The sequence below is a fragment of the Arthrobacter sp. 10N44_2 genome, from assembly GCF_056394385.1.
Genome location: NZ_JBFTHT010000012.1, coordinates 48,281 through 62,391 on the forward strand (window position 1 = coordinate 48,281; position 14,111 = coordinate 62,391).

General features: G+C 69.6%; 11 protein-coding genes. 4 read left to right on the plus strand and 7 right to left on the minus strand.

Annotated elements, in window-relative coordinates:
* Positions 1 to 28: 28 nt before the first annotated feature.
* The 4 genes from AC1DBX_RS13650 (at position 29) to AC1DBX_RS13665 (ending at position 4,473) form a co-directional block, all read left to right on the plus strand.
* Complete coding sequence (locus AC1DBX_RS13650; RefSeq protein WP_230009738.1) at positions 29 to 1,057, plus strand: nucleoside hydrolase; 1,029 nt, start codon at positions 29 to 31, stop codon at positions 1,055 to 1,057.
* Between the two features lie 144 nt (positions 1,058 to 1,201).
* Positions 1,202 to 2,023, plus strand: coding sequence for an ECF transporter S component (locus tag AC1DBX_RS13655; protein ID WP_476851495.1), 822 nt, complete (start codon positions 1,202 to 1,204; stop codon positions 2,021 to 2,023).
* Positions 2,024 to 2,101: 78 nt separating this feature from the next.
* Entirely contained in the window at positions 2,102 to 2,860 is a 759-nt protein-coding gene (locus tag AC1DBX_RS13660) for an energy-coupling factor transporter transmembrane component T (RefSeq protein ID WP_476851496.1), read from the plus strand.
* Complete coding sequence (locus AC1DBX_RS13665; RefSeq protein WP_476851497.1) at positions 2,857 to 4,473, plus strand: ABC transporter ATP-binding protein; 1,617 nt, start codon at positions 2,857 to 2,859, stop codon at positions 4,471 to 4,473. The genes AC1DBX_RS13660 and AC1DBX_RS13665 overlap by 4 nt, the downstream gene beginning before the upstream one ends.
* Positions 4,474 to 4,747: 274 nt before the next feature.
* Here the strand turns inward: AC1DBX_RS13665 and AC1DBX_RS13670 are convergent, their stop codons facing one another.
* From AC1DBX_RS13670 to AC1DBX_RS13700, 7 genes are all read right to left on the minus strand, one after another.
* Positions 4,748 to 6,943: a 3-hydroxyacyl-CoA dehydrogenase NAD-binding domain-containing protein gene (locus AC1DBX_RS13670; RefSeq protein ID WP_476851498.1), complete on the minus strand. Its 2,196-nt coding sequence runs from the start codon at positions 6,941 to 6,943 to the stop codon at positions 4,748 to 4,750.
* Positions 6,940 to 8,277: a thiolase family protein gene (locus AC1DBX_RS13675; protein ID WP_476931986.1), complete on the minus strand. Its 1,338-nt coding sequence runs from the start codon at positions 8,275 to 8,277 to the stop codon at positions 6,940 to 6,942. The genes AC1DBX_RS13670 and AC1DBX_RS13675 overlap by 4 nt, the downstream gene beginning before the upstream one ends.
* Positions 8,278 to 8,425: 148 nt before the next feature.
* Positions 8,426 to 9,784 carry an HRDC domain-containing protein gene (locus tag AC1DBX_RS13680; protein ID WP_243179289.1) on the minus strand — a complete coding sequence of 453 codons (1,359 nt, stop codon included), beginning with the start codon at positions 9,782 to 9,784 and terminating at the stop codon, positions 8,426 to 8,428.
* Positions 9,785 to 9,845: 61 nt separating this feature from the next.
* Positions 9,846 to 10,493, minus strand: a complete 648-nt coding sequence (locus AC1DBX_RS13685) for a DUF3000 domain-containing protein (RefSeq protein WP_018772438.1) — start codon at positions 10,491 to 10,493, stop codon at positions 9,846 to 9,848.
* A gap of 72 nt (positions 10,494 to 10,565) precedes the next feature.
* Positions 10,566 to 11,654 (minus strand): threonine aldolase family protein, encoded by a 1,089-nt coding sequence (locus AC1DBX_RS13690; RefSeq protein WP_028277018.1) that lies wholly within the window; start codon positions 11,652 to 11,654, stop codon positions 10,566 to 10,568.
* Between the two features lie 129 nt (positions 11,655 to 11,783).
* Positions 11,784 to 12,572: an SDR family oxidoreductase gene (locus AC1DBX_RS13695; RefSeq protein WP_476931987.1), complete on the minus strand. Its 789-nt coding sequence runs from the start codon at positions 12,570 to 12,572 to the stop codon at positions 11,784 to 11,786.
* Entirely contained in the window at positions 12,569 to 13,999 is a 1,431-nt protein-coding gene (locus AC1DBX_RS13700; RefSeq protein ID WP_476931988.1) for a DUF6421 family protein, read from the minus strand. Before AC1DBX_RS13700 ends, AC1DBX_RS13695 begins: the two co-directional genes overlap by 4 nt.
* Positions 14,000 to 14,111 lie beyond the last annotated feature (112 nt).

Sequence of the window (14,111 nt, forward strand, 5' to 3'; positions counted from 1 at the left end):
GGTACCTGCCGTGACGCATTCGATCCTGATGGACGTCGACACTGGGATCGACGACGCCCTGGCCCTGGTCTACCTGCTGTCCCGGCCCGAGGTCCACGTCCAGGCGATCACGTGCACCGCCGGGAACGTCGGGGCCCGTCAGGTGGCGCTGAACAACTTGGCCCTGCTGGAGCTCTGCGGCCGCGAGGGCATCGAGGTGGCCATCGGCGCCGAGGTCCCGCTGGAGATCCCGCTGGTCACCACCGAGGAGACCCACGGGCCGCAGGGCATCGGCTATGCCGAGCTGCCGCCGCCGCGCCAGCAGATCTCGGCGCGGCACGCCGTCGACGTCTGGGTCGAGGAGGTGCGGGCGCACCCGGGGGAGCTCACCGGCCTGATCACCGGACCGCTGACCAACTTCGCCCTGGCCCTGCGCCGGGAACCGGAACTTCCCCGGCTGCTCAAGGGACTTGTGATCATGGGCGGCAGCTTCTACTACCAGGGCAACACCACCCCTACGGCCGAATGGAACACCTCGGTGGATCCGCATGCCGCCAAGGAGGTGTTTGCCGCCTACCGGGGCCTGCCCGAGGACAAACTGCCGATCTTGTGTGCCCTGGAAATGACCGAGCGGATCGAGATGCACCCGGAGCACCTGCGCCGACTTGGCGAGGCCGCCGGTGCACCGGAGCCCGAACTCGTCCTCCCGGAGCAGTCCGAAGGCCAGCGGAGCCAGTCCGGGAACCCCCTCGTCGCTTGCCTGTCCGACGCCCTGCGCTTCTACATGGAATTTCACCGCCTCTATGACCAAGGCTATGTGGCGCACGTGCACGACGCCTTCGCGGCCTGCGCTGCAGCGGGGCGCACACCGTTCGCCACCCGGCTGGCCACGGTCGACGTCGAAACGGATTCGCCCCTGCTGATCGGCACCACGGTGGCCGATTTCCGCGGGCTGTGGGGGTTGGCGCCGAACGTCAGGATCGTCTCTGACAACAACCCCGGGCAGTGCTTCGACGAACTGATTTCCTCGATCGGCGCCCTTGCGCGCGCGGTGGGCCCCCGGGCGCCGGTGGCCTGAAACCGGACAGTACGGCTGGGCCAATGCGGGGAGTGCCCGGACGGGTCTGCAGATCGCTAGAATGGTCGCCGCTCGCTAGGATGGTAGCTGCGCCGAGGTGACATGAGGCGGAACTTGTTGTACCCAGCCAAAGGAACACCCCTCATGTCACAGCCAGCCCTCACCATCATTGCCCCTGGACAGGCGGCCGGCCGCAGGCGCCGCCTGCTCGAAATCGCCGGCGCCGCCGCGATCGCCGCCACCTACATCTTCCTGGTGCTGACCCAGCCCGCTGACATTGCCAACGGCCCGGCCAGCTTCTCGGCCCTCGTTGCCCTCGGCGGCTTCCTGCTCGGCGCTGTGCTGCTGATTGTGGCCGTCCTGCCGGCGCTGCCCACCTCCACCGTGGTCCTCATCCCGGTGGCGCTGGTCCTGAACGTGGTCCTCGGACAGCTGATGGGCAGCACGGGCCTGCCGTTCTACATTGACGCGATCGGCACCGTCCTGATCGCCGTCCTCGCCGGACCCGCAGCGGGTGCCGCCACGGGCGCGCTGAGCAGCATCGTCTGGTCCTTCTTCAACCCCACCGTTCTGCCGTTCGCCGCCGGTGCCGCCCTGATCGGATTCCTCGCCGGCATGGCCGCGCGCGGCGGGCTGTTCCGCCGCTTCTACCTCGCCCCCGTCGCCGGCTTCGTCACCGGCATCCTGGCCGGCGTCGTCTCCGCCCCGATCGCCGCGTTCGTCTTTGGCGGCACGTCAGGGCTGGGTACCGGGGCGATCGTCAGCGCCTTCCGCGCCATGGGGGACACCCTCCTCGCCGCCATCACCAAGCAGGCACTGATTTCCGACCCCATGGACAAGGCGATCGTTTTCACCATCGCGGCGCTGCTCGCCTACGCGCTGCCCCGCCGCGCCACCTTCCAGTTCCCCTTCGTGCGGCGCTACCGGGTACTCGCCGGCAAGGCCCCGGCAGCGCCGGACGCCTGAGCCCCGCTGCGGCTGGGACACCCCGACCCTGCGACACTGCCACAGCGACACTGACCCTGAGACACTGACACAGCGACCATGACACCGCGACTGCACCCCTTCACCGCGCTGACCCTCGCCGTATGCGCCGCCGTCGTCACGACGGCGGCCGCCTATTGGCCGCTGTCTGTCGCCGTGGCCCTCGCCGCGGTGATCCTTGCCGCCCGCCATGGCATTGCGGGGCGCGTCCTGACCGCAGGAGCCGTGATCCTGACGCCTCTGTGCCTGTCCCTGCTGGTGCTGCACGGCCTCTTCTTCCCTGAGGGCCAGACCGTGCTGGCCCAGTGGGGTCCGGCGAGGGTCACGGCCGAGGGTCTGGGCTTCGCGCTGGAGCTGGGAACCCGGACCACGGCCTGCGTGCTGGTATTCCTGCTCTTTTCCTTCACCGTGAGCGTCCCCGACCTCGTCTCCGCCCTCGCCGGGCGCAGGATCCCACCGCAGTTCGGCTTCGTCCTGGCTTCCACGCTCACCCTCCTGCCCGCCGTCGCGGGCCGCCTGGACCGGATCCGGCAGGCCCAGGAAACCCGCGGGATGGTGGTCGGACGCGGCCTGCTGTCCCGCCTCGGCACCCTCCGTCTGCAGATGGTGCCGCTGGTCCTGGCCCTGATTGACGACGCCGGAAGCCGCGCCCAGGCGCTCGACGCCCGCGGCTTCGGCAGCCCGGGGCCCCGGACCAGCTACCGCGAAGTCGCCGACCCGCCCGCCCAGCGGCTATGCCGGGCAGCCGCACTGGTATTCGCGGCGGCCGCCGTCGCCGGGCGGATTGTGGCCTCCTGGCCTGCCGGGGCGGTGTCATGACGGCCACCACCCGCACGGCGCTTCAGATCCGGATCGAGGCGTTCACGTTCCACGGCGATGACACCCCGGTGCTGAGGGATGCCGCACTCTCGGTCACGTCGGGTTCCCTGACCGCCGTCCTGGGCGGGTCCGGGAGCGGAAAATCCACGCTGGGCAAACTGTTGGCCGGCTGGCTCCGGGCCGGTCACGCCGGACAATTCCGCGGCAGCCTGGAGCTTGGCGGCACGGTGCTGGAATTCCGCGGCGTGCCCGAGGACCCCCGGATCAACCCCGCCGAGTGGTCGCGCCGCGTGGCCTTCGTTCCGCAGGACGCCGCGGCGATGCTCTCCTCGGTGCGCGCCACGGTCGCGGAGGAGCTGGCCTTCGGCCTGGAAAACCGCGCGACGGCCCGGGAGGACATGCTCCGCGCGGTGGAGCGCACCGCCGCCCGCACCGGACTCTCTCACCTGCTGGACCGGGACCCGGCCACGCTCTCCGGCGGGGAGCTGCGCCGGCTCGCCGTGGGCTGCGCCGTCATCACGGAACCGGACGTGCTCATCCTGGACGAGCCGCTGGCATCGCTGGACGCGGCCGGAGCCGCGCAAGTCGAGGCCCTGGTCCGCAGCCTCTGCGGCGCCGGGACCGGCGTCGTCCTCCTGAGCCAGGCAGCCGACGGGCTCGCCGGGGAAGCCACGCACTGGACGATTCTTGACGCTCAGACCGGGCCCGACGGCAGGAGGGTCACCGCTGCCGGGACGGTCACCGCTGCCGGGACGCCGGCGCAGCTGGCGGGCTCGGCCGAACTGGAGCGCGCCGGAGTGATTGGCGTAGGCGGGCCCGGCGGCATTGGGCCGAGCGGTATTGGGTCCGGCGTCCTGGGGGCCAGTGGGTCCGGCGTCGCCGCCGGCGCCCGCCATCCCGGGCCGGTGCCTGCCGCGGCGCCCGGTCCCGGCCCGGCATCGCTGGAACTGCGCGGGGTTGGGTTCGGCTACGCTCGGGACCCGCGTCGGCACGGCACCGGCGCGCAGGACCGGGTCCTCCGGGACGTGGATTTCGCCGTGCGCCCGGGCGAGATCATCGCCGTGACCGGGCTCAACGGCGCCGGCAAGTCGACACTGCTGCGCCACTTCAATGGACTGCTCCGGCCCTCGGCCGGGGACGTGCTGGTCTGCGGGCGCAGCATTGCCGGCGAGCCGGTGGGAAAGGTCGCGGCCTCCGTGGGCCTGTTGTTCCAGCACCCCCGGGACCAGCTTTTCGAACGCACCGTCCTGCGGGAAGCCGCGTTCGGACTCCGGCAACTGTCCGGAAAGGCCGGCGCCGAGGGCAAGGCCCGGGCCGCGCTGGCCGCGGTGGGCCTGTCCGGTACCGAGGAGGCACACCCGGCCGAGCTGTCCGCCTCCCGGCAGCGGCTGCTCGCCCTGGCCACGGTCCTGGCCCGCGAACCGGCGGTGGTGGCCCTGGACGAACCGACCGTCGGGCTGGACCGGCACGGCCTAGAGGCGCTGCAGGGCGCCGTCGACCGCGCCGCCGCGCGGGGCGCCGCCGTCGTCATGGTCACCCACGACCTGGACTACGCACGGAGGAACGCGCACCGCGTCCTGGAACTCAGCGGCGGGAGCCTGCGGGAAATCTGACTGGGGCCGCGGGGTAGGCACCGAATCCAACGCGCAATGCATGACGCGCAATGTATATTGCTTGGAGTTTCCGCGGGCCTGGTCCTGGACAGCAGGATCTATTCCGCGGACGCGGTCTTTCGCGTTCCAGCCTTTCATCTCAACACCGCAGACATCGAGGCTGCCCACGTCATGGCGCCGCCGGGATGCCCGGCCACTCTCCCGAAAGCAGCGCCGCCGCCCGGACCAAAGTCCGGGCGGCGGCGCCAACAAAAGCGAGCGGTGAAGCCTGGCTTTAGGCCGGCTCTGACGCCACGCCCGGGGCCAGGAACTTCTTGCCGTTGACCCGTTCCGAGGCGCCCACCCGGTCCAGATACGGGGTGATCCCGCCCAGGAACATCGGCCAGCCCGCGCCGAGGATCATGCAGAGGTCAATGTCCTCGGGACCGGCCACAACGCCTTCCTCGAGCATCAGCCCGATTTCCTCCGCCAGGGCGTCCTGCGTCCGGCGCAGCACCTCCTCGCCGGTGGACGGGGTGCTGCCAAAGGACATCAGCGCCAGGGTTTCGGCCGGTATGAACGGCTTGCCGTCCGGGCCCGGCACCGGTGTGCCGTTCTGCACGGCCCAAATGGACGTCACACCGTTGTCGATCAGCACCTGCAGGTTCGCCGAGACCCTGAAGCGGTCCCCGAACGCCGTGTGCAGCGATTCCTGGACATGCTGCGCCACGGGCAGGCCCACCATGGCGCCGAGCACAAAGGGCGTCATGGGCAGGCCCATCGGCCGCAGCGCGTTATCGGCCACGTCGGCGGGGGTGCCCTCGTCGAAGGCCGCGGTGACTTCACCCATGAGGCGCAGCAGGACGCGGTTGACCACAAACGCGGCGGCATCCCGGACCAGCACCGCCGACTTCTTGAGCCCCTTGGCGAGCTCGAACGCGGTGGCCAGCACGGCGTCGTCGGTCTTCGGTGCCCGCACGATCTCCAGCAGCGGCATCACGGCCACCGGATTGAAGAAGTGGAAGCCGACCAGGCGCTCGGGGTGCTCAAGGTCCTCCGCCATCGCGGTGACGGACAGCGAGGACGTGTTGGTCGCGAGGATGCACTCTTCCGAGACGATCGCCTCGACTTCCTTGAAGACCTGCTTCTTGACGTTGAGTTCCTCGAAGACGGCCTCAATGACGAAGTCGGCGTCGGCGAAGGCCTCCTTCGAAACTGATCCCGTGACGAGCGCGCGGGTGCGGTTGGCGGCGTCGGGGCTGATCCGGCCCTTCGCCAGCAGCTTCTCCACCTCGGCGTGGACGTAACCCACGCCCTTGTCCACGCGGGCCTGGTCGATGTCCGTGAGGACCACGGGCACTTTGAGCTGGCGGGCGAAGAGCAGGGCGAGCTGGCTGGCCATCAGGCCGGCACCGACGACGCCGATCTTCGTCACCGGGCGCGCAAGCTTGCGGTCCGGGGCGCCGGCTGGACGCTTGGAGCGGCGCTGCACGAGGTCCAGGAAGGCGTACACCGTGGAGCGGAACTCGTCGGTCTGCATGAGGTCGGCGAGCGTCTCGCATTCGAGCTCAGCGGACTGCGCCTGGGTCAGGGTGCGGTTGGCCTCCATGACGTCCAGGACCTTGGCGGGCGCCGGGGAAGCGTTGGAGGTCTTGGCCTCCACGAAGGCGCGGCCCTTGGCGACGGCGGCCGCCCAGCGGGCGGCGACCTCCGGAGCGGACGGGTCCACGGCGTTCGCCCGCTCCGGCGCCACGGCACCGGCAATGACTTTCGCGGCCCACGCCAGGGACTGTTCCACGAAGTCGGCCGGCTCGAACATCGCGTCCGCCATGCCCAGCTGGTAGGCCTGCGGCCCGGTGAGCGTGCGGTTGTTGCTCAGCGGGTTTTCGATCATGACCTTGAGGGCGTTCTCCGGCCCGATCAGCCGCGGCAGGATGTGGACCCCGCCCCAGCCAGGGATGAGTCCGATGAACGCCTCGGGAAGGGCCAGAGCGCCGGCGCCGGTAGAGACCGTGCGGTAGGTGGACTGCAGCGCGATCTCCAGGCCGCCGCCCAGGGCCAGTCCGTTGATGAATGCGAAGCTCGGCACGCCGAGGTTCGCGAGGGTGGCGTAGACGTCGTGGCCGAGCTGGGCCATCCACAGGCCCTGTTCGCGTCCGCTGACGGACTTGACCGTGGAGAGGTCGGCGCCGGCCACGAGGAAGTACGGCTTGCCGGTGACGCCGACGCCGGCAATCTCGCCCCGGGCGGCGCGTTCCTTCAGTCCTTCCAGGACCGTGCCGAGTTCGATCAGGGTGTTGGGTCCGAGGGTGGTGGGCTTGGAGTGGTCCAGGCCGTTGTCGAGGGTGACCAGCGCGAAGATGCCGGGGCTTTTGCCGTCAGTCGTCTCCCCACCGTCGACGGGCGGCAGTTCGATGTCCTGGACGTAGGAGTGGGTGACCGTCTCGTGCGGGAAGAGGTCTGCAAGCTTGCGGAAGTCAGCGGCGCTCATGCTGTGGCTCCAGTCTCGGTGGTCGTGGTCTCTGCGTGCTGTGCTGCGGTGCCGTGTGTTTCAGTGCTGTGTGTTTCGGTGCCGTAATCCGCGTGATGCGGGTTCTCCCAGATTACGGTGGCGCCCATGCCCAGGCCGATGCACATCGTGGTCATGCCAAAGCGGACCGAGGGGTCCTCCTCGAACTGCCGGGCCAGCTGGTTCATCAGCCTGACCCCCGAGGACGCCAGCGGGTGCCCGACGGCGATCGCGCCGCCATAGCGGTTGACGCGGGGGTCGTCGTCGGCGATCCCGAAATGGTCCAGGAAGCTCAGGACCTGGACGGCGAAGGCCTCATTGATTTCGAAGAGCCCGATGTCCCCGATGCCGAGTCCGGCGTTCTTGAGTGCCTTCTCGGTGGCCGGGACCGGGCCGATGCCCATGACCTCGGGTTCGACGCCGGCGAAGGCATAGCTCACCAGGCGCATCCTGACCGGCAGCCCGAGTTCCTCGGCGGCATCGGCGGAGGCCAGCAGGGCTGCGGTGGCGCCGTCGTTCAGGCCCGCGGCGTTGCCCGCCGTGACCCGGCCGTGGGCGCGGAACGGCGTCCTAAGCGTGGACAGGTCCCCGAGCGAGGTCCCGGGGCGCGGGGGTTCGTCCACGGTGTTGACGGTCCAGCCCTGGCCCGGCTTCATCGTGGCGACGGGTACGAGGTCGGGCTGGATCTGGCCGTTGGCGTAGGCTGCGGCGAGCTTGTCCTGCGAGGCGACGGCGTAGGCGTCGGTGCGGTCCTTGGTGATGGCCGGGAAACGGTCGTGCAGGTTCTCGGCCGTGTTGCCCATGTTCAGCGCGGCCGGGTCCACGATCCGTTCGGACATGAAGCGCGGGTTGGGGTCGGCGCCGGCGCCCATCGGGTGGTTGCCCATGTGTTCCACGCCGCCGGCGATCACGACGTCGTACGCGCCGAAGCCGATGCCGCTCGCCGTCGTGGTGACGGCGGTCATGGCGCCGGCGCACATGCGGTCGATCGCGAAGCCGGGCACGGTGCGGGGGAGTCCGGCCAGCAGGGCGGCGGTGCGGCCGATGGTCAGACCCTGGTCGCCCGTCTGGGTGGTGGCGGCGATCGCGACCTCGTCGACCCGGTCCGCCGGAAGCGAAGGGTTGCGGCGCATCAGTTCGCGGATGCACTTGACCACGAGGTCGTCGGCGCGGGTGCCCGCGTAGATGCCCTTGTCGCCGGCGCGGCCGAACGGGGTGCGGACGCCGTCGACAAAGACGACGTCGCGCACGGTCCTGTTTCTTCCGCTGCTCGGGTTTGCGCTGCTGGGTTTTCCGCTGGTGCGGGCTTGGCTCACGGCGTACTCCTCATTGAGACATGGTGCCGGAACCGTGCCTGTGGCAGGGGTTGCCACAGGCAGGAGGGTTCCGAGCGACATCATGCATTATGTTACTCGCCAGTAACATAGCTGGCAAGGAGGAGATGAGCGGCCCCGGAAGGAGCCGCTAGACCGTGGAACCCGACGGCGCCTCCGCGGCGGCCTTGGGTTCCTTTGCGGGCAGCGGCTCGGGGTGCAGGAAGGCCTCGGCAATGAGCGGAGCCGTGATTTCGATCTGCCACTGGCGCGCCCCGAGGTTCGCCAGTTCCTCGGCCACGCCTTCCTCGCTGCATTCTGCCGGTGGACGCCAGGCGACCCGCCGAAGATAGTCCGGGGTCAGCAGGTTCTCCACCGGCAGGTTCAGTTCCTCGGCCCTGGCCTGGAGTTTTGGACGGGCGGTGGCGAGCCTGGCGGCCGCCTCCGGGTCCCGGTCCGCCCAGACGCGCGGGGGCGGGGGAGCGTTGGTGGGCAGGTGCAGCGGCGGCAGGTCCTCCAGGGCCCGGGCCACGCCGATGCAGCGCAGCCAGCGGGGGGCTTCCCGCTGTGCGGCGCGGCCGTGGAAGCCCTTGGTGCCCAGGAGCTGGGGGACCGTGGAGGGCATCGCCTTGGCCGCGGCGACGAGCGCGGAGTCGGGGATCAGCCGGCCGGGGGCGACGTCACGTTTCTGGGCCAGGGAATCGCGTTCCAGCCACAGCTCCCGGACTGCGGCCAGTTGGCGGCGGTCCCGGATCTGGTGCAGCCCGGACGTCTTGCGCCACGGATCAACGCGTGGGGGGGCCTGTCCGGCTTCGAGGATGGCGGCGAATTCCTGCTCGGCGTATTCCAGCTTTTCGTCCGCCACGAGCAGCTCGATCAGTTCCTCGCGCAGCTCGGTCAGGACTTCGACGTCGAGCGCGGCGTAGCGCAGCCACGGTTCCGGCAGGGGGCGGGTGGACCAGTCGGCGGCGGAGTGTTCCTTCGCCAGGCCGAAGCCCAGGAGCTGTTCGATCACGGCGGCGAGGCCCACCCGGGGCAGCCCGGCCAGGCGGGCGGCGAGCTCGGTGTCGAAGAGTTTGTCCGGCCACATGCCGAGTTCGGACAGGCAGGGCAGGTCCTGGCTGGCGGCGTGCAGGATCCATTCGACGCCACGCAAAGCGTCATTGATGATGCTGAGGTCCCCGAAAGGTTCGGGATCGATCAGCCAGGTTCCGGAGCCTTCGCGCCGGATCTGGACCAGGAAGGCGCGCTGGCCGTAGCGGAACCCCGAGGCGCGCTCCGCGTCCACGCCCGCAGGGCCGTGGCCGGCGGCGAGGGCCGCGGCGCAGCGTTCGAGTCCGGACTGGGTTTCAATGACCAGCGGCACGCCGTCGCGGGGAATGTCGAGGTCGATCACTTCAGGGACCAGGCTGTCGAAGCCTTCCACGGTGATGTGGGCTGTGGTGTCAGCAGCCTCGGCCGTGGTGCGACTGGCGCCGGCCGTGCTGATTTCCGGATTCTGAGGGGTCATGGTCTCTACAGTTTACCGACAACATGGCGTATAGGGCCGTGACCGCGGCCGAACAGGGGCCTCATGCGTGTCCGCGGGGGCGGCGGGGAAGGGCCGTGACGCCCTCGGGCAGGGGCGGCAGTCCGGCGAAGGTGCACACCATGTCCGACCACGCCTCCAGGTGCGAGGTGATGTCCGGGGTGGCCGGGGTCCAGGAGGCCCGGAGCTCAATGTCGATTGAATTCGGCCGGTCCGACAACGTTCCAAAGCTCTCCGAGAGCACCCGGGTGGCGGTGCCGCCGGCGGAGCGGTACGGGGCCTGATGGTTTTCCAGCGCTTCTACCAGCCAGGTCCACGCCACGGACCCCAGGAGTTCGTCGTTGCCCATCTCGGGTTCCAGCTGGGCGCGGATGTAGGTGACGATCCGGAATTCCCCGTCCCATACGGCAGAGCCGTCGGGATCGTGGAGCAGAATGAAGCGGCCAGTGGCCAGCTCGACGTCGTCGCTGCCGGACGCCCGTGCCAGCGCCGCGGCGGCCGGGCCGTGGACCGGTCCGCCGGCGGGGGAGTCGCCCGGGCCGATCACTTCCGCGCCCAGGGCCACCGCGAACGGTGCCAGCCGGGACGGGGCCGGAATTTCGTCCAGGTGCAGCTCGCTGCGGCACCGTGCCTGCCGAAGGGTCCCCAGGGCGAAGAGGAAATCTGCCGGAACCTGATCGAGGGAGCTCACCTTGGAAGGTTATGCAACGGCCGGAGCCCTGCCCGGCAGGCTCGCCGCCGGGCAGGGGAAGCGGTGCACGGCTCAGGCAGCGGCGAGCTCGCGCTTGATGGCCGCAATGAAGGAATCAACGTCATCCTCGGTGGTGTCGAAGGAGCACATCCAGCGGACCTCGCGGGCCGCCTCGTTCCAGTCGTAGAAGCGGAAGGACTTGCGCAGCCGGTCCGCGACACCGGCAGGCAGGACGGCGAAGACGCCGTTGGACTCGGTCTTCTGGGTCAGTTCGACGCCGGGGATCGCCTCGACGCCGGCGCGCAGCCGGGCGGCCATGGCATTGGCGTGCGAGGCCGAGCGCAGCCACAGCTCACCCTCGAGGAGGGCAATGAACTGGGCGGACATAAACCGCATCTTGGAGGCCAGCTGCATGTTCATCTTGCGCAGGTAGACCAGGCCGTGTGCGGCCTCCGGGTTCAGGGCGACCACAACCTCGCCGAACAGCAGGCCGTTCTTCGTGCCGCCGAAGGAGAGGATGTCCACGCCGGCGTCACGGGTAAAGGCCCGCAGCGGGACCCCCAGGTGGGCGGCGGCGTTGGCCAGCCGGGCACCGTCCATGTGCAGCTTCATGCCCTTTGCGTGGACATGCTCAGCGATGGCCCGGACCTCGTCCGGGGTGTAGCAGGTACCGAGCTCGGTGGTCTGGGTGATGGACACGGCCAGCGGCTGGGCGCGGTGCTCATCGCCCCAGCCCCAGGCTTCCTGGTCGATCAGTGCGGGGGTGAGCTTGCCGTCGGTGGTGGGGACCTGCAGCAGCTTGATGCCGCCGATCCGCTCCGGTGCACCGTTTTCGTCCATGTTGATGTGGGCGGTGGAAGCGCAAATGACCGCACCCCAGCGCGGGAGCAGCGACTGCAGGGACAGGACGTTGGCTCCGGTGCCGTTGAACACCGGGAAGCACTCGATGCCTTCGCCGAAGTGCTCTTCCATCAGCTGCTGCAGGCGCGCGGTGTAATCGTCCTCGCCGTAGGAGACCTGGTGGCCTTCGTTGGCGGCGGCCAGGGCCGCAAGAACTTCCGGGTGCACGCCGGAATAGTTGTCCGAGGCGAAACCGCGGACAGAGGGATCGTGGAGCCGCACCGCAGTGCCGGCAGGGACAGTTTCAACTGTGCTGGTCATCGTTTTGCTCACGCTTTCAGTCTAAGAGGTCGGGCCGCCCGGGCTAAGCCCGGGGCCCTGGATCGGGGCCCCAGACCCTGTGCCGCCGGCGCTGGGGCCCTGGATCAGGGCCGCGGAATCAGGGATGGTTCAGCGGCTGAGCAGCAGCCGCTGGCCGTTCAGGTCGCCGGCAGGAGCGTTGAAGAGTCCCGCTGCGGCAGCCGCCAGGTCAGCCACGTCCGTGAAGCCCGGGAACTTGCGGTCCGGGGCCTTGGCCCGCATTTGCGCGTCAACGAGGGCTTTCACCACGAAAATGACGGCGGCGCTCCGCAGCGCGGCGCTGTCCTGTCTGGCGTTGCCCTGTTGCGCGCTGTCCTGCTCTGGAGTGCCTGTGCCGGTGGCATTGCCCGCGGCGTGGACCCGGCGGAAGCCGTCAGCGACCGCCAGCGTCCAGGCCTCGGCGGCCGCCTTGGCCGCGGCGTAGCTCGCCCCCGCCGCCGTCGGGGCGCTTACCGCCGTGGAGGACACCATGGCGAAGCGTCCTGCCTCAGAGGCAGCGAGGTCGTCGAAGAAGACGCGCGTAACGTTCCGCAGGGTCGTGACGGCGTTGCGCTCCAGGAAGTCCCAGTCGTCGTCGCTCTGGTCCGTGATGCCTTTCGCGCCGCGCCAGCCGCCCACCAGGTGGATAACGCCGTCGACTCGTCCGGCCAGGCCGGCAATGCTTTCCCGCAGGGCGCGGACGTCGGCCAGGCTGGCGAGGTCGCAGGCGAGCGGCGTGACGCCGTCGCCGGCCTCGGCGGCGGCTGCCTCGATGCGCGCGGCATCCGATCCGACCGTGAAGACCCTGTGGCCGGCGCCGCGCAGGGCGCGGGCCGTCGCGATTCCCGACGGCCCGCTGCCCCCCGTGACCAGCACGTTCAAAGTGCGTCCGGCACTCATCCGGCGTTCAGGGCCTGGGTGCCGCCGGACTCTGATCCCGTGTCAGTGCCGCTATCTGTGCTGATGTCTGACGATCCTGTGATGCCGGCAGTGGATTCGATGACGGGCCGCATCTTCTTCTCCAGCGCCTCGTAGAACATGGAGAGCGGGAACTCGTCGTCGAGGACCTGGTCCGTGAGGCCACGGGGCGGACCGTCCAGGGGGAGGGCGTCCGGACCCTTGGCCCAGACCGAGGCCGGGTTGGGCGTGACCGTACCGGAGATGAGCTCGTAGGCGGCGAGCCAGTGGGCCATCTTGGGGCGGTCGATCGAGCGCCAGTACAGTTCCTCGATCTTCGCGCCGAGTTCAACTACGACGTCGGCAGCCTCGTCCCAGTCGATGCTGAGTTTGCTGTCGGTCCAGTGCAGGACGTGGTGCTGGTGCATCCAGGCGAAGAGCAGCTGGCCGCCAAGGCCGTCGTAGTTCCGCACGCGCGTGCCGGTGATGGCGAAGCGGAAGATGCGGTCGAAGATCACGGCGTACTGGACCAGCTTGGCGTGCCGGCGGGCCTCCGGGTCAGCGTCCTCGTCCTTCTCGATCTTCACGGATTCGCGGAAGGCGGTGAGGTCGCAGCGCAGCTCCTCCAGTGAGTAGAGGAAGAACGGCATGCGCTGCTTGATCATGAACGGGTCGAAGGGCAGGTCGCCGCGCATATGGGTGCGGTCGTGGATCAGGTCCCACATGACAAAGGTTTCCTGCGTCAGCTGCTGGTCCTCCAGGAGCCCGGCGGCGTCCTCGGGCAGCTGCAGGGAGGTGATCCCGGCGGCCGCGCGCAGGACGCGGCGGAAGCGTGCTGCCTCGCGGTCGGCGAAGATCGCGCCCCACGTAAACGTCGGGGTCTCGCGGACCGCGACGGTCTCGGGGAACAGGACTGCGGAGTTGGTGTCGTAGCCCGCGGTGAAGTCGAGGAACCGGATCGGGACGAAGAGCTTGTTGGAGTATTCGCCGGCTTCCAGGCCGCCGATGAATTCCGGCCAGATGACCTCGATCAGCACGGCCTCGACGAGGCGGCTGCTGCTGCCGTTCTGGGTGTACATCGGGAACACGACCAGGTGCTGGAGTCCGTTGACCCGGTGCTGCTGCGGCTGGAACGCCTGCAGGGAATCCAGGAAGTCCGGGACCCCAAAGCCGCCATCGGCCCAGCGGTCAAAGTCGGTGACCAGCAGTTCCAGGTAGTTCGCGTCGTGCGGGAAGGACGGGGCCAGGGCCGCGACCGCCGCGGTGATGGTTGCGACGTGGCCGGCCGCGGCTTCGTGGGCTTCGGCATCCGGCACGGATCCGTCCTGGACCTGGAGGGCGCGCAGGGCGGTGGCGGCAGCCTTGAGCCGCAGCCATTCCTGGTTGCCGGCGGTGATCGGGGCGGGGGCGGTAAGAGCGGTCGTGGTCATCGTCGACGGTCGCCTTTCTGTTTGCTGTGGAGCGTGTCGCTGGATCTAAATCGAGCGTAGCAAGCAAGCAGAGACTCTAATGCAAAATTGCCTCGAGCATAAGAAAGTCTGT

Excerpts from the sequence above, each read along its gene's own strand:
- AC1DBX_RS13680 (WP_243179289.1), bottom strand. The coding sequence starts at position 9,784 with ATGACCCCTCAGAATCCGGAAATCAGCACGGCCGGCGCCAGTCGCACC.
- AC1DBX_RS13660 (WP_476851496.1), top strand. The coding sequence starts at position 2,102 with ATGACACCGCGACTGCACCCCTTCACCGCGCTGACCCTCGCCGTATGC.
- AC1DBX_RS13690 (WP_028277018.1), bottom strand. The coding sequence starts at position 11,654 with ATGACCAGCACAGTTGAAACTGTCCCTGCCGGCACTGCGGTGCGGCTC.
- AC1DBX_RS13665 (WP_476851497.1), top strand. The coding sequence starts at position 2,857 with ATGACGGCCACCACCCGCACGGCGCTTCAGATCCGGATCGAGGCGTTC.
- AC1DBX_RS13650 (WP_230009738.1), top strand. The coding sequence starts at position 29 with ATGGACGTCGACACTGGGATCGACGACGCCCTGGCCCTGGTCTACCTG.
- AC1DBX_RS13670 (WP_476851498.1), bottom strand. The coding sequence starts at position 6,943 with ATGAGCGCCGCTGACTTCCGCAAGCTTGCAGACCTCTTCCCGCACGAG.
- AC1DBX_RS13695 (WP_476931987.1), bottom strand. The coding sequence starts at position 12,572 with ATGAGTGCCGGACGCACTTTGAACGTGCTGGTCACGGGGGGCAGCGGG.
- AC1DBX_RS13655 (WP_476851495.1), top strand. The coding sequence starts at position 1,202 with ATGTCACAGCCAGCCCTCACCATCATTGCCCCTGGACAGGCGGCCGGC.
- AC1DBX_RS13700 (WP_476931988.1), bottom strand. The coding sequence starts at position 13,999 with ATGACCACGACCGCTCTTACCGCCCCCGCCCCGATCACCGCCGGCAAC.